The organism is Alkalibacterium putridalgicola (assembly GCF_040959045.1).
GTDB lineage: Bacteria > Bacillota > Bacilli > Lactobacillales > Carnobacteriaceae_A > Alkalibacterium > Alkalibacterium putridalgicola.
This window is the reverse complement of record NZ_CP162615.1, coordinates 34,390-58,533: the sequence shown is the minus strand read 5'-3', so window position 1 is coordinate 58,533 and position 24,144 is coordinate 34,390. Positions and strand designations below refer to the sequence as shown.

Here is a 24,144-nt window from a genome sequence, read left to right as displayed (position 1 = left end):
TGCATTCAACTGATGCAGTCGGTGATGGGCTGTTTTTATGCTGCCTCTATTAGAAATCGTCACGCGCCTGGCGCAGTTCTTTAAAGGCTTCCAGCGTTTCCGCCTGAAGAAACAGATTGATGTCTTTTTCTCTCCCGATGGTCGACGGCAGGGTCGGACGCTCTTCTTTTCTTAGGCGTTTCGCCTCATCCAGAGCATCGGAAACAGCTTGGTTCTCCGGCTTTATCGACTGAGCAAAGGTCAGATTTTTCTCTGTATATTCATGACCGGCATAGACCTTCACTTTGTCATCCAGCGCCTTGAACTTCTCTAAGGCCGCAAACTGGGCCTGATAATCTTTCGTAAAGACCCGGCCGCATCCACCTGAGAACAAGGCGTCGCCACAGAAAAGAGCGTCATTATTCATCACTAAACTGATATGCCCATTGGTATGTCCCGCCGTTACCATTACTTGGAATTGCTGTCCTAAGAGTTCAACGGTGTCCCCGCCCTTTAGTGTCTCTGTGTTCAGATCAGCCGTTTCTTCCGGTCCGTATACGGGCGTTTCTGGAAAACGAGCTAAAATCCTGTTTACCCCTCCTGTATGGTCCTCATGGTCATGCGTCAGAATAATGGCATTTAAATAGAGCTGTTTTTCTTTCAGAAATTTAAGTACCCCTTCAGCTTCGCCGGGATCGACGACGATGGCCTTGTTATTTTCCTCGATGACCCAGATATAATTGTCAGATAAAGCCTTGATTGGATGAATAGTCATATAAAACACTCCTCGCTAAAAAATAGATCGATCTGTCTTTATTCAGTATAGCAGATTTTCAAGCCAATCTAACTTATCGAGTACCACAGCAGCTGATGAGAATAAAAAATACTTTGATGTTCAAAATAAATCTGTTTTCTGCTATTATGGACTTACAACAAATTAACAGGGGGAAAATAAGCATGGTGGAATTTGAACAAAAACTTCGAGGAAACATTGCAGTCAGTGTCAACCCGCTTGGACGCAAACAGCAAGTCTTGAATCACATCGATCACGTAAAAAGTAAAGGGACATTTGAAGGGCCGAAAAAAGTCCTCATCATCGGAGCCTCATCCAGCTACGGTTTAGCGACACGGATCAGTCTGGCTTTCGGTGCCGGTGCAGATACGATCGGTGTCTCCTATGAAAAAGGACCAAAGAGCGAACGCAACCTCGGAACAGCAGGCTGGTACAACAATATCGCCTTTAAAGAAGCCGCTGGAAAAGAGGGTCTGATCGCCAAAAACTTCGTGCAGGACGCCTTCAGCACAGAAACCAAACAAGAAGTCATCGACTATATCAAAAACGAATTCGGCGGAAAAGTCGACCTCGTGGTTTACAGTCTGGCAAGCGGCAGACGGACCGATCCAGAAACGGGCGAAACGTACACGTCATCGATCAAAGCCATCGGTGAGCCGGTCGTCGGCCCGAACATCAATATGCAAAAGGAAGACTATTACACAGAAACTCTGGAACCTGCAACAGAACAGGAAATTGAAGATACGATTAAAGTCATGGGCGGAGAAGACTGGGAACTCTGGTTGAAAGCCTTGAAAGAAGCCGACGTATTGACAGAAGGTGTTCTGACAACGAACTATTCTTATTTAGGTTCAGAATTGAATCATCCTTACTACGGTCACGGCACGCTCGGCCGCGCTAAAGCCGACTGTGATGAAAAAGCAGACACGATCAACGAACTGCTGGCAGACATCAACGGCAAGGCTCAGATCGTCGTAGCTACTGCTGTAACGACCAAAGCCAGTTCAGTCATCCCCTTCTTCCCGGTCTACTGCATCGGTTTGTATAAAGTGATGTCGGAAAAAGGGACCCACGAGACACCGATCATGCATATGGACCGTATTTACCGTGACATGATCTACGGTGACAAGCCTGAGTATGACGAAGAGGGACGTCTGCGCCCGGACAGCTGGGAACTGGACAGCGATACACAGGCACAGACAAAAGCACTGATCGGTGAACTCAACGAAGAGAACTTCAATACCGATCTGACTGCCTACGCTCTCTTTTATAAAGAATTCTCCAACCTCAGCGGCTTCATGGTCGATGGCTTTATTGAAAAAGAGGTCACGATCGACGAGCTGAAAGCAATGGAGTACTGATCGACATAAGTAAAAAAGGTTATGGCGGATAAAGCCATAACCTTTTTTCTGTTTTCACTAGTGATTTTTTATTCATCTCTCTCGAAAAAGCGAATGTTCTTCTGGATCTTCAGGAGTATTCAGAAAAACATCGGTCACTTCTTAAGTTAACTGATAAACGTAAGAAGTGAGAGCACTTTTTGGTGAAACTTCAGAAGTTACGCTGCCTATCTTCAGAAGTTTGCTGTGTTAGTGTCCCAACTTCTGAAGATCAGCCTGCTTATCGGTTTTCAAGGTGCAAAAAAACCAGGCAACTTCTAACATCTCCAAGAAGTTGCCTGGTTTTCCTGCGCTTCAAAATGGACATGAAGTGTTTACCCTTGATTCAGATCAGCTCAAAGATACCACTGATAGCTCTTTATATCCACATGGTCCATATTCCTCATGGACACTCCCTCAGCTTCCAGGAGCTGTTTCTGTTCGCTCCAGCCGGGCACCAATCGTCCGGCATGATTCACTACTCTGTGACACGGGTAGCTGCCATAGAACTCAGCCATGCTCAACACGCGGCCGACCAGCCGGGCATTGCGTTCTCTGCCGATCAGTCTGGCGATCTGTCCATAAGTCGCCACTTTCCCTTCAGGTATCTCTTCGACGACTGACAAGATTTCGTAAATCAAATCCTCATCTAAAACCCGGCTCATTACTTACTTTCCTTTCATTTTTCACGATAGATCAATAACTCGTTTCCCAAAAGTCTAGTGATTTTTTCTAAATCTTCAGCCTTGATGACCATCGTCTGATCCGGCCGGGCAGGCGCAAAGACAAGTTTTTCCTGCTCAAACAACTCCGCATCCACGATCATTGGTATGGACGCTTCATAGCCCAGTGGTGTCACGGCACCCGGTTTCTGGCCAGTGACTTCTTCCATTTCGTCCGGCTTTACAATGGACACTTTCTCCCCTGCCACTTTTTTCAACTGTTTAAAATCAGTACTCTTTGTCGTAAAGGTCACGAATGAATAGTACTGTCCCGATTTCCCTTTCAGAAAGAGCGCTTTGGTTTCCGTCCCTGTAAATCCTTTTTCTTCTTTCATGAGCACGGCAGCTTCATTAGTGTAGATCGGATCATGGTCGTACAGTTCAAAATCAATGTAATGCTTGTTAAAAAACGCTTTAAGATCGACGAGCATTTCAGTCAGTCCTCCTCTGAGCAATTTTAAAAAAAGAATACCCATTCATCATGATTATTAAGAGTTCTTAATCCTGTGCTTTCTTTTAGTTTCTTGTTTTTAGTATACTCTGCTTCCTTCTTAAATCAAAGATATCGACAGAGACTTTTTATCATCTTTCTGATCATCACATGAGATAAAAAAGCCCTCCAGGAATTATCCTGAAGGACGCGTATCGATCAACTTTTATATCGTTTCTTTTTCCATAAAGAACAAGGACAAGCCGCCCAGACCGACATGTGTTCCAACAGCCACACCCATTTGCATGATGTGCATGTCTCCAATAAAATCTTTTTTCAGCTTGATTTTTTCTTTCAGCTGCTCTGCAATGCTCTTGTCGTTAGAATACCCGATAATGATGAACGTGGTCCACTCCGGGTCAACGCGTTTTTGAAATTCTTCAACATAATAGTTCAGTGCCTTCTTCGTGCCTCTTGCTTTGGCTACGATGGCACCTTTCGTGTCTTTCATGGACATGATCGGTTTGACCCGAAGGAGACTGCCGATAAAGGCACCGGTATTCGATATACGTCCGCTTTTCGTTAAATTGTGCAGATCCTCCACGCATAAAAAGTGCTTCACGCGTTTTTTATGCGTTTCATTGAAAGCGATCAGTTCTTCAAAGGAATAGCCTGCTTCAAGCAGCTGGGCCGACTTCATGATCAGCCAGCCGCTGCCATGACTCATCGACCAGGAATCAACGACATGGATCTTCACGTCTGTCTCCTCGTTTTTATCATAAAACGATTCCCTTGCAATTTCGGCTGCCTGATAAGAGGCACTTGTACCACTAGACATGCAGATACATAAAAAATTCGCTGTAACCTTCAGTCATCGCTTCTTCAATAATATTCAAGTAAGCCTCAGGACTCGGTGCTCCCGTTTTAGGTAGCTCTTTCATTTCAGGCAGGCGTTCAAAAAACTCATCCGACGTCAGGTCCACTTTATCACGGTAGTTAATGCCTTCAATTTCAATGTTCAAAGGTGCAATGCCAATATTATATCGCTCCACGATCTCCTGCGACAAATCACACGTTGAATCAGCCATAATTTTAATCATTTTTGTTTCCCCCATTGTTTTACCCCTCTTAAGCTCTCGGGGACTATTGCATAGTATACTTTATCCTGAATAATTCATAGTTCAAACGTAAATCGGTTTGTAACGTTGATCTACAATGGTTTGGTTCTATCTTTTCACTTCACCCATTAGGTGAAGTGAAAAGAATGCAAAAAGAGCACACTCTGTGATATTGTAAAGTCATCCAAAACCTAAATACCAAAAAGAGGTGTGCTCTTATATGGAAACTTTACAAGAAAAACAATTACAATTCAATCCCCAATTAGTCATTTCAAACGATGGTGGACAATTATCCAATGATGCCGGTCTTCTTTTGCTCTTTGAATTTTTTCATAAGATCAAATTCAAAGAGTTGGTCAACGAATCATTGCATATTGATGATTCAAGAAGCTATTGCACACATGATTATATTGATTTGTTCATGCAGGTTCTTGTGCAACTAATAGCCGGTTATTCAACGGATTCTTCAGCGAATTGGCTGCGCCATGATCCGGTTTTTCAACAGGGGTTAAATAAACCGATCTTGGGTTCACAATCTATGGTTTCTCGTTTTATTCATCACTTGTCTGAAGAAAATATCGGTCAACTTCAATCAATTGCCAAGGAATTGACCAACATCTCCATCCAACACAAAAATATGCAGCAGATGATTATTGACGTGGACTCTACTCATTCAGACACTTATGGAAAACAAGAACAAACTGACTTCAATACACACTACGGCACAACGGGCTATCATCCTCTAGTGGCTTTTGATGGACTGACTGGCTTATTTTTAGGTGCCGAACTTCGTCCGGGCAATGTGTACACATCTACAAAAGCTGAAGTCTTTTTAGCAGATATCATCAATCAGCACAAGTAACATTCCTGTGATATGTTTTTAACGGTTCGAGGGGACAGTGGCTTCGCCAAACCGGAAATTTATGACTTATGTGAGAAAGAACAAGTGAAGTATATTATTCGTCTCAAAGTCAATGCCCGATTGAAAAGCATGGCTCAACGCAAGGTCCTTTACGGACCGGATACAGATCTTACACAGAAAGAATCGCAGTATTTTACAGTCGATTATCAAGCGGGGTCATGGAAAACGGCCCGTAAAGTAGCAGTGAAAGCGACACGTGAAGCCGGCCAGTTCCTGTTTACATCATTTGAATTTATCGTAGCTAACTTTTTTGATATTCCTTCTCAAACGCTATTCAAGCTCTACCAAAAAAGAGGAACAATGGAAAACTATATCAAAGAAGTGAAGCTGGGATTTTCTTTTGATAAGACAGATAGTTCAACGTTTCTTGCGAACCAAGCGCGCATGATGATGAGTTGTATTGCCTATAATGTCATTCACTTAATGAAAGAGCTGACGTTCCCAGAGCAAGAGAAAAAATCAACAGTGTCGACTATTCGGTTCAAAGTTTTCCACATTGCTGGACGGCTGACAAGGCACGCGCGTAAAATTCAGGTCCGCTTATCCACAGGTTATGTTTTCTCTTCACTGTTCTGGAAAATACTGGAGAACATTCAACAGCTGATTCTATTGTGTTAGCTAATTCAAAATGCGAATCTCTCTAATATTTTTTATTTTTGTAAGACCAAGGGGTCTTTAGGCTCTTTTTTCCAGCTTTTTGCTTTGGATGTGCGCGAGAAGGATTCAAAGCAACATTAAAGACAGTCAATACTTAAAAATTCCAAAATATAGAGTATGTATAACAGAAAAAGTTATCCACATTTATAGGTATGAATAATTCAGGTTTATTTCAGTGAAATATAACACTTAAAATTTAAAGTGAGGTTAATACCGTTAGAACGTTCTACCTCTACGACAATAAAAACCCTCCATAAGTTTACTGCTAACTTATGGAGGATACTGTATTACTTGCGTGCTTTACGGACTTTCAGTGTTTTTCCTTTAACCGTGCGGTCCTGCATTTCTGAAATGACATAAGGACCTTTACCATTCAGTATTTCAATGTAGGTGACATTCTCCTGGATCGTGATGATGCCGATATCTTCAGCTGAGACCTCCCTTATACTTGTTAGTGTCCCGACGAAATCAAACGCGCGCAGTTTTTTCTTCTTGCCGCCGTTGAAGTAAACCTTGGTGATGTCCTTGTTCAACTCTTTATTGCGGGCGATCTTCGGTTTGACCCGGGTATTTATTTTCTTTTCAAACGCAGCTTTTGAACGGTTGACCAGGCGATCGTTAGGGGCAAAGACTTCCGTAAGTTCCTGGTTGTCGTCGAAGGCATAGTCACGAACCTCCTGCCAACGTCTCTGGTCGCTGTCACTGACCATCGTCAAAGCCAGACCTGTTTTACCTGTACGGCCTGTCCGACCGGTCCGGTGTGTATAGCTCTCTTTTTCAAATGGTACATCGTAGTTGATGACGTGGGTCACATTGTCGATGTCGATCCCACGGGCAGCCACATCCGTCGCCACCAGATACCGGAGTTTCCCCGAGCGGAAGTCATCCATCACAGCCAAACGGTCGTCCTGATCCATCCCGCCGTGCAGCTTGTCGATCGGCAGACCGGCTTTGTTCAACTGTTTTTCAACAGCATCCACTGCATCTTTCGTATTACAGAAGATGATGCAGGCGTCGGGATTCTCGACGGTCAGCAAATCCAGCAGCTGTTTTTCTTTGGTTGCTTCATCCACATTGATATAAGAGTGGAAAATCTTCGGTGTGTTCTCTTCTGATGCTTCCATTTTGACAGAAGCCCGGTCAGGCCTCATATAAAAACTGGCTAACTCCTCTATTTTGGGCGGCATAGTGGCAGAAAACAGCATCGTCTGACGTTCTTTCGGCAAGTGTTCAATAATGTCTTCTACCTGATCGATGAAGCCCATATTGAGCATCTCATCCGCTTCGTCTAGAACGAGACTGCTGACATTATCGACGACCAATGTGCCTTCTTTCAAATGCTCCAGCATCCGGCCCGGCGTACCGACCACGATGTGACTTTTCTGCTTGAGTTCAGATTTCTGTGTTTTAAAGGAGGTCTTCCCGAATATCGCGGTAACTTTTATCCGTTTCAAACGTCCGATATTCATGATGTCGTTTTTCACCTGCAGCGCCAGCTCTCGCGTCGGGACCAGAATTAAAGCTTGCGGTTTGTTCTCTTCCCACTCAACTTGTTCACAAAGCGGAATACCAAAAGCAACAGTCTTCCCGCTCCCTGTTTGAGACTCAACTAATACGTCCTGTTTTTCCAAAGCCAACGGAATAACTGCTTCCTGTACCGCCGTTGGATTGTAATAACGTAAACTCGTCAGTGCTTTCACTATCTCGGGACTGATCCCGAAAGTTTCAAATGATTGTTTAATTATATTCTCCTGCTTTCTTTTAGTTCGTTTAGTTATTATAACAGATTTTAAACCATTTACAGATTTTTCTCAAAAAAGCTTATGTGTAAAGTTATTCTAGAGGTCTGAAATACTATTATATTTTTTTCCTTTTCGAATCATTTTCGTTTTAATAGCTTTTAGAAGCTGAGAAAAAAAGGTCTAACTTAGAAATTTCTGTAATGGCACCATTGGGCTTGATGAGGAACCATATTTAGCTACTCTTCCAATTTTCACACTAATTGACGGTCTGAATTTACTTTTCTTCAGAGCTGCTCTCACAGCACCTTTAAACTTCAGTTGGAGTTCCAGTGAAGGCTTAGGTATTTTATTTGTTTAGGCTTGAGATACGTTCCATTCTTACGTACAGAAATAATCGCTGTTACATTCCGTACACCTCTAGCTGAAAAAACGCATCCTTGTCGTTTCATGCGATATCTATAAGAATGATGATTACTCTCACACACGCTAATCCCTTTATTTATAGACAGGTCTCTCACTTCTAAAGGTATTAGACTATTTCAATTTCAATATAAATAAACTCTCAACTGTGAAAGTTCTTCTCTATATTCAGTAGCTTTTTCATCATTTCTTTAAATACGACTTTCAATCATAGCTATAACCAATTCAACAAGATCGATATTGTATATACGCACTGCTTGTCTCATTTTCTTTTCCATTAATTTTATCGAAACACATACGCTGTTTAATTTTCTCGTTTACATGATAAGCATCTTTGAAGTGTTCATTTCGCTGACGTTTTTCAATGATTTGATGAAATATATCTTTATTGTAACCTCTTCCCCCATCACTTTTGAAACGACAGTCGTCTGACGTATATTATAAATGCTTTCTAGTCATAGACTTGCACTTCTAAAAGCTTCTTTACTTAATACAGTACTCTCAAACGTTTTAGAATTAATTAAGACAGGTCTTTTCTGTTTCTCTTATACTCTACACCTTTATGAAATTGAACACGATGAATCTCAGGAGGTTTTTCTCTTGCCTTTTTTAAGAATTAAACCATCACCTTCAATAAAACAATACAGGTATTTCTCTCCTCACCTATAAGACATCCCATCATGAAGAAAGGCTGTTTATGTCCACTCCAGAATCATTTCTTTAATTTCTTACATAATAAAAACGTACTCATTTATATAGTATAGCTCTTAATTTTTTTTACTAATTTCTTAAATCTATCTCTGAATGCTAAGGATAAGCATCTAATCCTATATAAAACAGCTTATTTAAACAACTCACCCTTTAAATGCATTATTCACCATGTTCGGTTGTACAATATAGTGAAGAGCACACCTCAGCTGCTTAGTCAGCCAAGATATACTCTACGATAATATAAAAATGGCTACTATTATTCTTCACCAACATTAGTTGACGTAGAATCGATAAAGGATGACGACAGTGGAAAAAATCCACTGTCGTCATCCTTTTGCGGTCTTTCATTATTCAGTTTCAAGTTCATTTCATAATAGTTGAATTAAGCTTTATTTTTCAAAAGTCAAATAGTTTTTAACCACATTTTCCGTAGTAAAACCATATTCCTCAATAATGACTTCTCCTTTACCGCTCGCTCCAAACGTGTCGATGCTCAGACTTCTTCCTTCTATACCAACATAACGTTCCCAACCGAATGAAGAACCCATTTCAATTGAAAGTCGTTTTGTAACATTTTTTGGTAATACACTTTCTTTATACGCCTCATCCTGCATGTCGAATAGATCGGTACTTGGCATGGAAATGACGGAAACGTCATGTCCTTTCTCTTTCAATTGCTTTTGGGCCTCCATTGCCAAGGGAACTTCTGAACCAGTTGCAATCAAAATACCATCTGGTGTTTCTCCACTTTGGGGTGACAGGACATATGCACCCTTTTCAACATACTGAGGAGCCAATTCGTTTGTTTTCGGTAAAACCGGTAAGTTTTGACGAGTTAGCACCAGTATCGTTGGTCGATTGGTTGAAGTCATTGCAACCTTCCATGCTGCAACTGCTTCATTTCCGTCTGCTGGACGTAGAACAGTCAGGTTGTGCATACCTCTTAAACTGGAAAGATGTTCAATCGGTTCATGTGTCGGGCCATCTTCGCCAACGGCGATGGAGTCATGTGTCATGACGTAAATTGCGGGAAGTTTGGAAATGGCTGCCAACCGAACAGCTGGACGCAGGTAGTCTGTAAAGACGAAGAAAGTTGCAGCATATGTCTTCGTTCCCCCATGCAGAAGTATACCGTTCATAGCTGCGGCCATCGCAAATTCACGCACACCATACCAGATATTCCGTCCTTCATATTGTCCATGTTGGAAATCTTTCGATCCATCAATCATTGTTTTGTTGGAACTCGATAAATCGGCAGCTCCACCCCAGAAATTAGGAACGGTCGAACCGATTGCATTGATGACTTCCCCACTGATACTACGGGTAGCGGCTTCTTTTCCACCTTCTTCGTAGACTGGCAGGTTTTTGTCCCAGTCTTTCGGCATTTCCCCACTGATAGCCATTTCAAGCTGTTTGCCAAGTTCTGGTTGAGCTTTTTTATATTCGGCCAGGCGGTCATCCCATTCAGAATTAAGTTTTTCCCCTCTTGCGATTACAGTTTCTTGGAAACGCTGAGCTACTTCTTTCGGAACGAAGAATTCTTCACCTTTCCAGCCATAAGCTTTTTTAGCAGCTTCCACACCTTCAACTCCAAGTGGTGCACCGTGTACAGCGTGACTTCCGGCTTTAGGGGCACCAAAACCGATGATGGTTTTGATTTCGATGATGGTGGGCTTGCCAGTTTCTTGTTTTGCTTCTTCAATCGCTTGATCGATAGCAGCTAAGTTATTGCCATCCTTCACGAGAATATGCTGCCAGCCGTAAGATTTGAACCTGTCACCCACATTTTCGGTGAATGCTTTGGATGTAGGACCATCCAGAGAGATGTCATTGGAATCATATAGCATAATCAGTTTATCCAATTTCAGGTGACCAGCCAAACTTGCTGATTCAGCTGATACTCCCTCCATTAAATCGCCATCTCCACATAACATATAGGTATAATGATCAACCGGTTTATGATTATCTCTTGAATATGTCGCTCCAAGATGTGCTTCGGCCATTGCCATGCCCACGCCGTTGGCAATCCCTTGTCCCAAAGGTCCTGTTGTTGCCTCAACTCCCTCAGTAATGTGAACTTCTGGGTGACCTGGTGTGCGACTTTCGAATTGACGAAAGTTTTTTAGGTCATCCAAGGTCACATCAAATCCTGACAGGTGAAGCATGCTGTACAGTAACATTGAACCATGTCCTGCAGAAAGGACAAATCGGTCTCTATTGAACCAAGTTGGATTCTTGGGATTTACATTCAAGTGATTCTTCCATAAAACATAAGCCATAGGTGCGGCGCCCATAGGTAAACCCGGGTGACCTGAGTTTGCCTTCTGAATTCCGTCCATACTTAAAGTGCGGATTGTATCCACTGCCATCTGATCAGTTTTGTCAAACATAAAAAATTTCCTCCTAATGATTCTTTTTCATAAGTTCTCTTTATCACAAACTTTGTCAAAAAAAATTTAAATCTGTTCTTGAAGTTCCTTCACTAACTCATTTTTATTATCAGAATCGATAAAGAAAGAGCCCGCCACCAATAAATCTACACCTGAATTGACACAATCAGCTGCAGTGGAGAAATTAATTCCGCCATCTACCTCGATCATATATGACAAGTTTTCTTCTTCTCTCCATTTCGAAAGTTGTTTAATGTTGTCCAGAGTCGATTCAATGAACTTTTGTCCACCAAAACCTGGAAAAACGGTCATTTGAAGAATCAAGTCAATTTCAGAAATGTATTTCTTTATCTTTTCTGCAGATGTATCAGGATTGATGGCGATCCCTGGTTTGCAACCATGCTCCTTGATGGAGCTCAAGACTTCATCCAGATTGTTCAAACAGGCTTCGTAATGAACTGTGATAATTTCAGCGCCTGCTTCCGCAAATTCTTTAATAAAACGTTCAGGTTTTTCAATCATCAGATGAACATCTAACGGCAATGAACATTCCCTGGACATCTGACGGACCATTTCGGGTCCAAAAGTCATATTTGGAACAAAATGACCATCCATAATATCCAAATGAAGATACTCTGCACCTGACTGATTAATGGACTTCAATTCTGTAGTAAAATTCATATAATCAGCAGATAGTATAGATACTCCTACTTTTGTCATATTGACTAACTCCTTTTTTAAGTAATGCTTTTTAAGCTGCTTTTCTCTTTCTCCAATGAATCAATAAACCTTTTCAAGAATTCCAGTCTTTCGGTATAACTTGACTGATCCTTGTTATGAAATAAAGCCGATGTACCCAAGACATAAACATCCGGTTGGATGTCTTCCATTAACGCAATCGTTCCGGAATGGATATTGCCGTCCACTTCAATAAGCGGCTGGTGTTTCCTATTCTCCAGAACAGCTTTTAACTTTTTGATTTTTGGAATAACTTCCTCATTGAATTTCTGTCCGGAAAATCCAGGATTGACAGTCATCATCAACACCATATCCACTTCTTCCAGATAAGGAATAATCGCTTCGATATCCGTCTCTGGGTTCAATGCAATCGAGGGTTTGATTCCGTAGGTCTTGATATGTTGAATGACCTTTTTCACATCATCGACCACTTCTACATGAAACGATAGGTAGTCCGGTTTAGTTGAAGCAAACATATCAATGTACTTTATCGGATCAACACAGGCCAAATGTATATCGATTGGAATCGAAGTGAAATTTTTGACTGCCTCAATCCATTCTGGTCCTAGGGCTAGGTTATTCACATAAATCCCATCCATGACATCCAGATGAAGTAAGTCACAGCCGGCTTCTTCCAGTTTCCGCAATTCTTCCGCCACGTATAAAGGATCGCCACACATTAGTGATGCCGCAAAATGTTTCATCAGTAAGACTGGACCTCCAGTGCATGTTCATTGAAAACCTTGATACTGTCATCCGCCAACTTATTGGTCAGTATGGTGTCAAGTATGGATACCGGAACCGTTACGTCATGCGCTCCTGCAAGCAAACAATTGGTCACCTGACTTGAGTTCTTGAAGCTGGCACCCAATATTTTTGTTTCTATTACTTGGGAAGCATAGAGGGTGGAAATTTTAGCCATCACTTCAATGGCTTCCAAACTTTGATTTTCCATTCGGTTGATATAAGGAGCTATCCACTCGCATCCAGCCAACCCCGCCAAATAAGCCTGTTCCACAGAAAAAATGGCAGTCGCAAGAATTTTTGTGGAAGGATATTCTCTTTTGATCTCTTCAATCGCTTCAAATCCGATGCGATCTGCTGGAATCTTCAATATAATTTTAGTCCCAAAATGTTGAATCAAACTTTCAGCGTCTTCGATCATTTCTTTTGTGGTGTTGCCACTTACTTGAACAAATAGTTCTTTTTCTCCGATGATTTTCAGGATTTCATTTATTTGAACCATCCTGTTTTTTTTCTCACCACGAAGCAAAGTGGGATTCGTTGTAACACCATCGATCCAACTGTATTTTAAATACTGACTGATTTCAGCCAGATTTGCTGTATCCAAATACATTTTTCATCCCTTTTCTTATATGTGCATGTTCTTAAAGGTCATTTTCGATTTTGGATATTTGTTCGATTCTTCGTCCATGTCTTCCACCTTCAAATTCAGTTGAAATCCATGTATCCACAATCTTCAATGCCAAACTTTCCCCGACAACCCTTTCTCCCAAACATAAGACATTGGAGTTGTTGTGTTTCCGTGTCGCTTCGGCAGAAAAACAATCTGAAACCACTGAAGCACGAATACCGTTAATCTTATTCGCGGCTATCGACATCCCGATTCCTGTCCCACAACACAAGATACCCAAATCGGCATCATTTCCTGCAACCCGATTACCCACTTCAACAGCGTAGCTGGGAAAGTCTACGCTGTCGATCGTATATGGGCCAATATCATTAACGTTCAAACTTTTATTTTTCAAGTGCTCAACTATGGAATCTTTTAACTTTTTCCCTCCGTGATCCGAACCGATGACAATGTTCATCCACTAAACCTCCATTGGGCTTCCCCAAAAAATATTGACAGAACTTATTCGGATTTAACTAAAACTTTTATTTCATTTCCAGCCATGACAGCTTCGAATGCTTCTCTCCAGTGATCCAAATCATACTCTTTTGTAATCATCTTATCTGCATCCACTTTGCCTTTTGACAGCAAGTCCAATGCCAAATCCCAAGAACTAGGTTTTTGTGATCTGCTTCCAACATACTGTATTTCACGTTGAATGATGGATTCCTGGTCAAATTTATTCAATTTTTCCGCAAAAATCCCAACCTGAACGAAAGTTCCTTTTTTTGCAGTAAGTGGCAATGCTTGGTTCACAGCTACAGCAGCACCGGAGCAATCGAATACTTTATCCGCACCATATCCATCTGTTTCTTCCATAACAATGGCAGCCAAGTCTTCTTTCAATGAATCAACAACAATATCCACACCCAGCTCTTTCCCTAAATCAAGACGGGGACGATCCTGCGTGATACCTGACATGATGACTTTAGCGCCTTGCGCTTTTACGACTTGAGCCAACAACAAACCGATTGGTCCCGGACCGATAATCAGAACGGTGTCAGAGGATTCAATCGTTGTTTTTTCCAAAGCAGCATGAGTGCAACAAGCAAGTGGTTCAGTTAGTGCAGCTGCTTCAAAAGTGACATTTTCGGGAATCAAGTGGACACTTTCTTCTCTTGCAAGAAGATATTCAGCATAGCTTCCATCTTGTTGAGTCCCGATTCCTTTACGGTAACTGCAAAGATTATAATCTTTCTGTTGACAGTAGCGACAAACTCCACAAGTTGTAAAAGTCGTTTCACTGACGACACGATCTCCAACCTTGTACTCTGTCACTTCAGGTCCTACTTCTACAACTGTTCCAGAAAATTCGTGGCCCAATGTGACCGGCGTGGTAGGATTCTTATACTCCCCTTTGAAAGTATGGATATCCGATCCACAAATACCTGTGAATTCTGGCTTTATTTTCACCAGATCACCTGATACTTCGGGTTCCGGGACCTCTTCAAGTTTCATATTGTCATACCCAGGAGCTATTTTTCTGACTGCTTTCATTCTTAATTTTCCTCCTTGATTTCACTCGGTTTAATCATCACTTTACTGAACGTTTCCTTGCGATTCACAACCATGTCAAACGCTGCTTTTGTTTCTTCCAAAGGTATCCGGTGGGAAATCAATTCTTTCAGTCTGATTTTTCCCTGTTTGACAAACTCAATCCCGTTGGTCCATTCCCTCCCAGGAAATGGAGCGCTATAGGAATTCCAAAAACCTTTAATAGTATACTCTCGACGGAATATATTCTCAAATGACTTTTCTGGCAATAGAACATCTTGATATGCAATGCCTAAATAGCCAATTTTACCTTGCTTAGCAACAATCCTCAGACATTGTTCTTGAGTGATTTTAGATCCGGCACATTCCATAGCAATATCTGCTCCTGCACCATTTGTATATTCTTTAACTTTTTCTTCAAGATTTTCTTTCAAAGAATTGATTGTGAATTCAGCTCCGAACGATTTGGCTTCTTTCAATTTATCGTCACTTATATCAACTGCGATTACACTTTTCACACCTGCCACCAGTAACGCCTGAACAACCAGAATGCCAATTGTTCCGATACCAAATACCACGACTGAATCTCCCAATTTGGGCTCGATTCCTTGCACTCCATGCATTGCCACGGCCAGCGGTTCAATCATCGCACCCTCTTCAAAACTAAGATCCCCGATAGAGACAACATTATTTTTAGGAAGGACAACAGTTTCCGCAAAACCGCCATGGTAATGCGATCCAATCATTTCATAATTTTCACACAAGGAATAGTTTCCTTTTTGGCAATATTCACAAGAATAGCAAGGCAGGAATGGGATACCAGCGACTCGATCACCTAATTTCAGGTGATCGACATTATCGCCGATTTCGCATATTTCTCCCGCAAACTCGTGGCCCATTACCGCTGGTAATGGGTATTTCCACCTAGTTTGCATTTTGTGGATATCCGATCCACAAATACCTGCTGCTCTTACTTTGACTCTGACTTCGTTGTGTTTCAGAGGTTTTTCCTCAACATTCTCAACATCAATTTGATTGTTTTCTCTTAATACAGCAGCGCGCACAACGAATCCCCTTTCTTAAACATTCACAACTTTTTTAGACTGTCTTAAAATTTGCTTAATTGACGAATGGAGCGGCAAATTCGGACAAGAGGTACAATAGATAGTTCAATGGACTACCACCTGTAGTCAATGATGTGATTTGGTTAGCACCTTCTGTTGCGGTGAATCCAGTTCCTTGCATCATTTCGGTATGAACAGGAGCAAAGCTCGTTGCCATCCAAAGAACGAGTACCATCATAATAGTACCAGTGATGATGGATTGAACCAAGTTACCCTTACTTGCAGCGACAACAAAGACGATGAAGAATGTGATTCCAACTAAGTCACCGAAAGGTAAAACTGCGTTACCCGGTAGAAGAACAGCAATCAAAATTGTGATTGGAACCAATACTAATGACGTAGACAAAACACCAGGGTGTCCTACAGCCAAAGCAGCATCCACACCAATGAACAATTCGCGACCAGGGAAACGTTTTTTCATCCATTTACTTGCAGCATCGGAGATTGGGATAAGACCTTCCATGAAGATTTTAACCATACGAGGCATTAAGAGCATTACGGCTCCCATGGAAATACCAACTTGGAAAGCTTGCAAGACTTCGTCAATACCAAAGCCATAACCTAAGAGACCCACGACTGTACCAAGAATCAAACCAATCATCATTGGTTCACCGAAAATCCCGAATTTTTCTTGGATGGTCTCTGAGTCGGCATTTAGATTGCCAATTCCAGGGATTTTCCCAACTGCCCAAGCAATAGGGATACCGATAAGACCGAAACTTGTAGGGGAACCTGTAGGGAATGTCAGACCTTCAAGACCAAAGAACTTTTCAACATATGGTTGTGTCCAGTCAGCAATAAGTAAAACAATTGCTTCATAAATGATGGTGATTAAAACCGCAAACCAGATATTTCCATTGGTTACGATATAACCAGTGGATCCAGCAGCGATCATATGCCAGAAGTTCCAAATATCCACGTTTAATGTTTTAGTGACTTTGAAGAAGATCAAAGCGATATTTACCAACAAAATGATAGGAATTAGTAAAGGCGCAATTGGCATAGCGAATGCGGCTGCCGCAGCTGCTGGCCAACCTGCATCGATTACATTCAATTCCAAACCGAAGTTATCAATCATCCCTTGAGCCGCAGGAGCCAAGAATGAATCCAACAACCCAATGATCAGGCTGACCCCAACAAATCCAATACCGATAGTAATACCGGATTTAAATGCTTTCTTAAAACCTGTACCGAAAATTAAACCAATGATAGTGATGGAAATAGGTAAAATAGCTGTTGGTCCAACATTCAAAATTGCATTAACGATGTTAATTAATATGTCCATTAATTCTACTCCTTTAATATGTGTTTTTGGTGCCCTGAGGCACTTTGATTTTTCTATGTGGTATTTCTTATGAATAAATTATTTTTATTCAGCGTTTAATGCATCAAGGATTTTTTGATCCAATTCTTCTGTTTTAATTCCAGTGATATATCCAGTTGCTGTGATTGTTGGAATAGAATACTTTGTGGGCAGCATAGTAGTTGTGATAATCAAATCTGCTTCGTTTTGCTTATTTTTGGCTTCTGAAATTTTGATTTGTTCAACCTCAGCATCCAGTTTGTGTTCCTTTACCAATTCCTCAACTTTGTTCACAACCACTGTTGATGTTGCGATACCTGTTCCACATGCTACTAAAATTTTCTTCTTTGCCATTATATTTTTCCTTCTCTCTTTTATATTTTTTATTTTGATAAATTTCCAAGATAATCAATAACTTCTTCTTTACTATTTGAATCCCTTAATTTCTGAACAACTTCTTTTTCTTGAAGAATGCCCATCAATTCCTGTAACATAGTCAACTGGCTATGTGGCTCATTCAAACCCAAGACGAAAATGACTTTTGCATCAACCTCTTGCGACGCATCATCCATTCGTTTAAAAGGTACACCTTCTTTGGGTAGGAGCACTGCTATAAACTGCTCTTTTATGCAATCCGGATCAGTATGTGGAATGGCCACTCCGTATCCATCCAATTGCAATCCTGTAGGGAATGTTTGCTCCCTTTCTGAAATCTTTTCCAAGAAATGATCATTGACAAAGTTGTGTTCCATGCCTTTATTGTAGACGGTTTCAAACACATCTTTACTTGTTTCCACATCTGCTTGAGTCCAGATCAACTCTGGCTTCAAAAATTCTGCTATCGACATTTACTATACTCTCCTTAAAAATTTGATTGAGATAGACTCCGTAACACTTTATTATCTAAAAAACGACTGATGCACTGATGAACTTCTGTGGGAGTGCTACAGTTTTGTAAACTTTCCATTACCTCTTTGTCCTCGGATAATTCACTGAGTTGAAGCAATGCAGCCAAGTGCTGGTGCTTATCAACCGCAGAAAGAACGACTATGAATTTAAGTTTGCTGCCATCCCAGTTTGTGATGCCTTGTCGGATATGCAACAAGCTCATCCCCAATTTATTTGAACCTCTTTCAATCTCAGCATGTGGAATCGCTATGTTATTACTCAGGACAATGTAGTCTTTTACTTGGGGAAAGTCTTCCTTTATAGCTTCAATGTATCCTTGATCTATAGATCCATTCTTTAACAAGGGTTGCGCTGCGAGTTCCAAGGCTGTTTGCCAATCGTCCGCCTCATCCACTTGTTGGATTGTTTCGCTAGTGAGTAATCTGTCAAGATCTTTTTGCAAAGTATCCACAGAACGTTTCGGATTGAGATGGGTACTTTCCACAGGCGCATTCAGAATGGTTTGCAAATCCTTAATTAAATTTTCTTCATCCAGGATTTTCGAGTGCTTCTTAATGGTGTTCAAAATGTCCGTAAATTGATTACGACTATCAGCTCCTAACAACTCCATTTGAATCAATCTCTGCCTCAATTTCTTCTTCTCATCTTCATCCATTACTTGGTTCACTAATAATAAAGGTTTATCTGTTTGAAGTGGGGTAGCAGAGAAGATAATATCATACTCTTCACTGAATTGATAAAATTCCCGAATCGACATTGCCGTATAGAAAAACATTTCGGGAAAAAGCGAGATGAGACTTTTCTCCATCAGTTTTGAGACAGTCAAACCATTCGGACACACAACAACCGCTTTCACTTTAGAATTCAAATTATTGTGTTCGTTATGATTGACAATATGGCTTGAGATGAACAATGTAATGAAAATCATTTCCTCTTCCGGTATCAGACACTTTAAGAAATCTTCCAGTGGTTCAAGGGACTGCAGAACAAAATAATGAATCGTTGAAAATTCTTCATTAAATTTTTCAAGCGCTTCATAATTAGTCGTAAGATTGTATTTGATTCGATAGTAGGCTGGCTTAAAATGAACAAATAACTTTTCAAGCAGCAAATCCTTTTCGTAAAGGTTAATCATTGCCTTGTTTTCAAAAGCAGTCAGCATCTCTTCTAAGGCTTGCTTTAATCTCGGTAGTTCCTCACCTGTCAAAGTACCAGCATTTAATGCTTTTGAAGTCAAAAGCTGCAAGGTCAAATACATCTTTTCACTCCGTGGTACATCTTTGAAAGAATCTTCCAGGAAAATACTGACAGCTTCAAACTCACGGGTATCGGATAACTCACGGTATTCAATTGAAAAGTTTTGATGGATCAGTTTTTGTTTTTTGATTCTTTTCAGGATTCCCTGCAGCGAATAAGGAAGAATACTCAAGTCGATGTCTGTGAATTTCAAGTTTAATTTTTCTTCAATTTCCAGAATCTTATTATGAATGATCTTCACTACTTCGTCACTGATATCCATGAATTCCTGAAGGAGACTTTCCCCTCCGTGACTTCTTATGATATTGTGAATGGATTTAATGATCAAAACACGCTTGTTCCATTCCTCGCCTATAAAATGATAGCCCGTTTCACGTGTGTACTCAAACGTCACATCCATATCTTCAATGATTTCCTTAATAAGATTCAAGTCATTTAAAATTGTATTCTTACTTACCTCCAGCTTATCCGCCAGACCAGGGAGTGAAATTTCTTCATCCCGCGTAAGAATCATCAATATAATTAAGTAAACTCGTTCTTCTTTAGAAGGAATATACAAAGAAATATCTTTGTCTCCCTTGGAAAAGTTGTTAATCAGAGACAAATCAGCAGGTAGCCTGTAGTGACCTTGAACCTTTTGAATCAAAGGTTCACCTTTTTTCCCCAACCAATCATTGATCTTACTGAAACTATAATCCACTTGCCTTCGTGTCAACCCGAATTTTTCCTGGAGTTTTTTGTTTGTGATATCCGGATTTCGAATGATTTCCTCAAAGAGTTTATTACTCCTTTCATCAATATACATCTACCCTTCCCCCCATGAATATTATTATACATTTAATCAAAAACAAAACAACCCTATAAGAAGACGTTTTCATTCCTGTTTTTGTCACTGCCTTTGTACACTATTGTGATGGATCACTTTGAATTCCACTTTTTTTGAGAGTATAAGGTATACCAGCAGAAACTTTAATAAATGCTTCGTCTTTCTTAACCCTTTGATATTATGCGATTAATTCGATTACCCAATCATCACTTCTTCTATATTGCATTTTGAGATTCACTTGTGGTTTTGTTCAATATATTGTCACTTTAACCAAAATAAAACAACTGTTATACAAGCATCCTCTTATCATCTCACCTTATAAAATGGATATAATGAATAAATTTATGCAGTTTGCTATGGTTGCTAAATAAGTATGTGTACTTTTATCCTATTATTTCGTTCCATTTGATTTTGATAAACTAGAAACGCTAATTTATTGACTGGATGGAGAAAAAGAAGGTAGAGATTGAAAAAGTAAACCGAATTGCAAAAATGTATCATTACAATAAGAAAGGATTTTCGAATGTAAAAATCAGTCGATTGCTCGGCATTCACCGTAATACAGTTATTAGTGATCTGAAGAAAGAACCAACTGAAGCAGTTAATAAATGGAATCCTTATCGAATTGGAAAAAAAATTGGATCCCTAAATAGGAAGACACAGAATAATAATTTTCTTACTATGTAAAGAAACGAGACTGGAGAAGAGTTAAGGAAAAGGAGGGCAAGATTTTATTTACCCTCCACGAAAAATAATATGTAAGTTAACATCAATGATTAACTAGGTATCATTGTGCATAAAGCGAGCTTTATCACTGACCACATGATTAAATGATTGTAACTGGTCAATTCAATGAAACCAAAGGTATCGATTATTTCGTTAACTTAGATGAAACTGTAATCACTCGATAAGCATCCACCTGTATGCGAGTCCATAATATTTGAATTGAATTTTACCTAGTTTTTGTATAGGTTAAACATGAAGAATCCTATTCTGATATAGTTGCTTTCGACAGCTTAACAAAATCAGGATAGGATTCTTTCTTTCATCAATTAACAGGTGATACCGTAGTTTTTAATTTATCCTGCCATTAGGAAGTTTCTAGATTTTAAAAGGAGAACTATGAATTATCGATGTACTAAAAAGCAATATAGCAGACAACATGAGTCGAATAAATGCCTATATGATCGATTCATGCTAGAATGTATATAAGAAATTATTGGAGGATGATAATATGAACCAAGAACTTGTTGAGATTTGCCTACGTATGAGAGATATCGATGCGACATTAGACTTCTATACAAATCTATTTGATTTTGAAGTAGCGAGCCGAAGAGAATTTCCAGAAAATAAGTTTGATTTGATTTATCTGAATTCGCCCGGTTCATCTGTACAGATCGAACTCACTTACAATTACGATGCCGAGCCATATGAGGTAGGAAATGGCTTCAGTCATTTAGGCTTGACTGTCGATGACTTAGAAGAAATGCATGAGACATGTAAAGCTTCTGCCTATAAGACAGGCGAGTTAAAAGGACTTTCAGGCGGCACACCCAGCTATTTCTTTGTGACTGACCCTGATGGCTACCGCATTGAAGTCAAGCGCAGAAAATAATGTTTCAAAAAGTGTAAATGCAAGCCTATTGGTTGTTGCCAATAGGCTTTTTTATTATCAATAATGATTACTTACTTATAATACGGTTCATTTTGCATCATTAGTTACTGCGGTTTTTAATCGCTATTGAATTGTTACGGTTACCGTATCAGCTATTAAGATTCCCTCTTAATTTAAGTATTTAGTTCAATAGAGACCATTAAAACAAAAGAGCCAACAAATTTTTATATGCTGTTGGATTTGGTTTTTGTAAAAAAATATTAATCATTTAATAGGCTATTAATTTTTATTTCCTTTTCTTCTGCTGTAATGATCCCAAAATCAAATTGCTGTTCAATATTTTTAATCTCGTCAAATAACTCAATGCGTTTTCTATATTGTTTAATCTTTTGGTCATACTCTTCTTGTGTAATAACATCCATTGCTAATGCACGATCAAATTTCTCTTTTTCTACCGTAAATTCTGATTCTAGTTTATTTTTTTCCTGTAAAAGAGCTACGTCCTTTAATCGCTTCTCGATTTCTATAAACTCAGCATCTAACTCTTCCTTACGAGCAAGTTTAGGCTTAAGCATTTTTAGTAAATCAAACACATCTAGGCCCGTAGACTCTTGATTTTGAATGTAGTATTCCACATACTTGCGTCCTATTTGGGTATAGGCAGCATCAATTTCAGTGTCTATAACCCCCCTCTCTCTGTTTATGCGAGCCTTATTTTCCTGTTCCTTTACTTCTGTAGAGACAGAATTCATTAAATTTGTAGCCGACTTTGTAACAGAATTGGTCATGACTTTAAAATCATTCAAAAATGCCACTATAATCACTCCTTAAATTTTTATTGTTTTATTCCTTTATAATGTAAAGCTTAGCAACTTATATGTAACTTAGTGTTATTTGACTGTAGGTTTTTTCCCACTTTAACTCTAAAATTAAAGGACCCAACTAAAAATCTGTGACCTAACAAACTAATTGTAACACAATTATACCCTTCCTATTACCTATAATTTATCGATACACAGAGGAAAGTCGAGGATTATTAGCTCCTGAAAAATAAAATGCTCTTTTTTGGATGAGTAGGGTTTAGGCATCTCTCAACGTCACAATGAATCTATCAATTTCAATCAAAAAAATATTTCAAATTATTTTTACTTATTACTCGATTACACAGCTTGTTCGAGACCCTGAACACATACCTGGGGTTTTCTTCTAAGATCATTCAGCGCAACCACATCAGATTGTGCTATTAAATTTACAAAAAAACCTCATTCATTTATGGTACGGTTCATTCCGCATGATCCGAAATGCTCGATAGATCTGTTCGACTAAAATCAGTCTCATCAATTGATGGGGGTAGGTCATTTTTCCGAAGGAGATGGTGGTGTCGCTTCGGTCCATGACCGCCTGGCTCAATCCTAATGAGCCGCCGATGACAAAGACGAGTTTGCTTTTGCCGTGGATCATGAGCTGTTCGATTTCTTTAGCGAAGGATTCTGAGGTGCGTTCTTTGGACTGGATAGCCAAGGTGAAGACGTAGGCCTGGTCAGGAATTTTTGCCAGTAGACGCTCGCCTTCTTTTCCCTTCACCTGTTCCATCTCGGCTTCACTTAGGTTTTCGGGGGCTTTTTCATCCGGCACTTCGATGACTTTGATTTTTGTGTAGGCGCCTAAACGCTTGGTGTATTCATCGATGCCTTTTTTCAGGTACTTTTCTTTCAACTTTCCGACTGACAATATTGTGATATCCATTACTGGCTCCTTCTATTTAAACTTGATCGAGTATTTTGGTCAGCAGACGTTTCAGCTCATCAAATTCGTCTTGTTCCAGGTGTATCTCTTTGGAAAATCTATTCGGTATCTCTTCTGCCTTCTTTTCGATGCTGCGGCCTTTTTCTGTCAGGCTGACTTCCACGACGCGTTCATCTTTGCTGGATCGCTTACGTTCCACTAACCCGTGCTCTTCCATGCGTTTCAGCATCGGGGTCAGGGTCCCTGAATCCAGATATAAGCGTTCACCCAGTTCTTTGACTGTGACAGATACATCTTCGAACAAGACCAGCAGGACCAGGTATTGCGGATAGGTCACTTCCAGCTTTTCAAGCATCGGCCGGTAGAGCTTAGTGATCTGCCGTGTTGCTGCGTATAATGGAAAACACACTTGATTACTTAATTTTAATATATTTTTCGACACGTTCGTTCACTCC

General features: G+C 40.1%; 22 protein-coding genes and 1 pseudogene. 3 read left to right on the top strand and 20 right to left on the bottom strand.

Going from position 1 to position 24,144, the window contains the following annotated elements; translation table 11 throughout:
• Window positions 1-49 precede the first annotated feature (49 nt).
• Window positions 50-754, bottom strand: coding sequence for a hydroxyacylglutathione hydrolase (gloB, locus tag AB4027_RS00265; RefSeq protein WP_368645538.1), 705 nt, complete (start codon window positions 752-754; stop codon window positions 50-52).
• Between the two features lie 182 nt (window positions 755-936).
• Here gloB and fabV point away from each other — a divergent pair, with 182 nt between their 5' ends.
• On the top strand, window positions 937-2,133 hold the full coding sequence (gene fabV / locus AB4027_RS00260; protein WP_368645537.1) for an enoyl-ACP reductase FabV: 1,197 nt from the start codon (window positions 937-939) through the stop codon (window positions 2,131-2,133).
• A 374-nt stretch (window positions 2,134-2,507) separates the two neighbouring features.
• On the opposite strand, the gene AB4027_RS00255 is transcribed toward fabV, so the two are convergent.
• From AB4027_RS00255 to AB4027_RS00240, 4 genes are all read right to left on the bottom strand, one after another.
• A complete protein-coding gene (locus tag AB4027_RS00255) occupies window positions 2,508-2,816 on the bottom strand; it encodes an MGMT family protein (protein ID WP_368645536.1) in 309 nt (102 codons plus the stop codon).
• Between the two features lie 14 nt (window positions 2,817-2,830).
• Window positions 2,831-3,304, bottom strand: coding sequence for a YbaK/EbsC family protein (locus tag AB4027_RS00250; protein WP_368645535.1), 474 nt, complete (start codon window positions 3,302-3,304; stop codon window positions 2,831-2,833).
• A gap of 225 nt (window positions 3,305-3,529) precedes the next feature.
• Window positions 3,530-4,141, bottom strand: coding sequence for a DegV family protein (locus AB4027_RS00245; RefSeq protein ID WP_368645534.1), 612 nt, complete (start codon window positions 4,139-4,141; stop codon window positions 3,530-3,532).
• The gene (locus tag AB4027_RS00240; protein WP_368645533.1) at window positions 4,134-4,403 is read right to left on the bottom strand and encodes a DegV family protein; all 270 of its coding nucleotides are present in this window, start codon (window positions 4,401-4,403) and stop codon (window positions 4,134-4,136) included. Before AB4027_RS00240 ends, AB4027_RS00245 begins: the two co-directional genes overlap by 8 nt.
• Window positions 4,404-4,641: 238 nt before the next feature.
• Here AB4027_RS00240 and AB4027_RS00235 point away from each other — a divergent pair.
• Window positions 4,642-5,961: pseudogene (locus tag AB4027_RS00235) on the top strand (IS1380 family transposase).
• 326 nt (window positions 5,962-6,287) lie between these two features.
• On the opposite strand, the gene AB4027_RS00230 reads toward AB4027_RS00235, so the two are convergent.
• The 12 genes from AB4027_RS00230 to AB4027_RS00175 all read right to left on the bottom strand — a co-directional run bounded on the left by AB4027_RS00230 (window position 6,288) and on the right by AB4027_RS00175 (window position 20,307).
• Window positions 6,288-7,700 (bottom strand): DEAD/DEAH box helicase, encoded by a 1,413-nt coding sequence (locus tag AB4027_RS00230; protein WP_368645532.1) that lies wholly within the window; start codon window positions 7,698-7,700, stop codon window positions 6,288-6,290.
• Between the two features lie 1,562 nt (window positions 7,701-9,262).
• Complete coding sequence (gene tkt / locus AB4027_RS00225) at window positions 9,263-11,263, bottom strand: transketolase (protein WP_368645531.1); 2,001 nt, start codon at window positions 11,261-11,263, stop codon at window positions 9,263-9,265.
• A 66-nt stretch (window positions 11,264-11,329) separates the two neighbouring features.
• A complete protein-coding gene (gene rpe / locus AB4027_RS00220) occupies window positions 11,330-11,983 on the bottom strand; it encodes a ribulose-phosphate 3-epimerase (RefSeq protein ID WP_368645530.1) in 654 nt (217 codons plus the stop codon).
• 17 nt (window positions 11,984-12,000) lie between these two features.
• Entirely contained in the window at window positions 12,001-12,705 is a 705-nt protein-coding gene (locus AB4027_RS00215) for a ribulose-phosphate 3-epimerase (protein ID WP_368645529.1), read from the bottom strand.
• On the bottom strand, window positions 12,705-13,352 hold the full coding sequence (locus AB4027_RS00210; protein WP_368645528.1) for a transaldolase family protein: 648 nt from the start codon (window positions 13,350-13,352) through the stop codon (window positions 12,705-12,707). Before AB4027_RS00210 ends, AB4027_RS00215 begins: the two co-directional genes overlap by 1 nt.
• A gap of 37 nt (window positions 13,353-13,389) precedes the next feature.
• Window positions 13,390-13,833, bottom strand: coding sequence for a ribose 5-phosphate isomerase B (gene rpiB, locus AB4027_RS00205; protein WP_368645527.1), 444 nt, complete (start codon window positions 13,831-13,833; stop codon window positions 13,390-13,392).
• Window positions 13,834-13,877: 44 nt separating this feature from the next.
• Window positions 13,878-14,912: a zinc-binding dehydrogenase gene (locus AB4027_RS00200; RefSeq protein ID WP_368645526.1), complete on the bottom strand. Its 1,035-nt coding sequence runs from the start codon at window positions 14,910-14,912 to the stop codon at window positions 13,878-13,880.
• 2 nt (window positions 14,913-14,914) lie between these two features.
• Entirely contained in the window at window positions 14,915-15,973 is a 1,059-nt protein-coding gene (locus AB4027_RS00195) for a galactitol-1-phosphate 5-dehydrogenase (protein WP_368645525.1), read from the bottom strand.
• Window positions 15,974-16,028: 55 nt separating this feature from the next.
• Complete coding sequence (locus tag AB4027_RS00190) at window positions 16,029-17,318, bottom strand: PTS galactitol transporter subunit IIC (protein WP_368645524.1); 1,290 nt, start codon at window positions 17,316-17,318, stop codon at window positions 16,029-16,031.
• Window positions 17,319-17,402: 84 nt separating this feature from the next.
• Window positions 17,403-17,690, bottom strand: coding sequence for a PTS sugar transporter subunit IIB (locus tag AB4027_RS00185; protein ID WP_368645523.1), 288 nt, complete (start codon window positions 17,688-17,690; stop codon window positions 17,403-17,405).
• A 29-nt stretch (window positions 17,691-17,719) separates the two neighbouring features.
• Entirely contained in the window at window positions 17,720-18,184 is a 465-nt protein-coding gene (locus AB4027_RS00180) for a PTS sugar transporter subunit IIA (RefSeq protein WP_368645522.1), read from the bottom strand.
• Between the two features lie 14 nt (window positions 18,185-18,198).
• Window positions 18,199-20,307 carry a BglG family transcription antiterminator gene (locus AB4027_RS00175; protein ID WP_368645521.1) on the bottom strand — a complete coding sequence of 703 codons (2,109 nt, stop codon included), beginning with the start codon at window positions 20,305-20,307 and terminating at the stop codon, window positions 18,199-18,201.
• A 1,255-nt stretch (window positions 20,308-21,562) separates the two neighbouring features.
• Between AB4027_RS00175 and AB4027_RS00170 the strand changes: the two genes are divergently transcribed.
• Window positions 21,563-21,943, top strand: coding sequence for a VOC family protein (locus AB4027_RS00170; protein ID WP_368645520.1), 381 nt, complete (start codon window positions 21,563-21,565; stop codon window positions 21,941-21,943).
• A 260-nt stretch (window positions 21,944-22,203) separates the two neighbouring features.
• Here AB4027_RS00170 and AB4027_RS00165 read toward each other — a convergent pair whose 3' ends face one another.
• The 3 genes from AB4027_RS00165 to AB4027_RS00155 all read right to left on the bottom strand — a co-directional run bounded on the left by AB4027_RS00165 (window position 22,204) and on the right by AB4027_RS00155 (window position 24,131).
• Window positions 22,204-22,758: a hypothetical protein gene (locus tag AB4027_RS00165; protein ID WP_368645519.1), complete on the bottom strand. Its 555-nt coding sequence runs from the start codon at window positions 22,756-22,758 to the stop codon at window positions 22,204-22,206.
• A gap of 451 nt (window positions 22,759-23,209) precedes the next feature.
• Window positions 23,210-23,689 carry a 23S rRNA (pseudouridine(1915)-N(3))-methyltransferase RlmH gene (rlmH, locus tag AB4027_RS00160; RefSeq protein ID WP_368645518.1) on the bottom strand — a complete coding sequence of 160 codons (480 nt, stop codon included), beginning with the start codon at window positions 23,687-23,689 and terminating at the stop codon, window positions 23,210-23,212.
• A gap of 16 nt (window positions 23,690-23,705) precedes the next feature.
• The gene (locus tag AB4027_RS00155) at window positions 23,706-24,131 is read right to left on the bottom strand and encodes a MarR family winged helix-turn-helix transcriptional regulator (protein WP_246119093.1); all 426 of its coding nucleotides are present in this window, start codon (window positions 24,129-24,131) and stop codon (window positions 23,706-23,708) included.
• Window positions 24,132-24,144 lie beyond the last annotated feature (13 nt).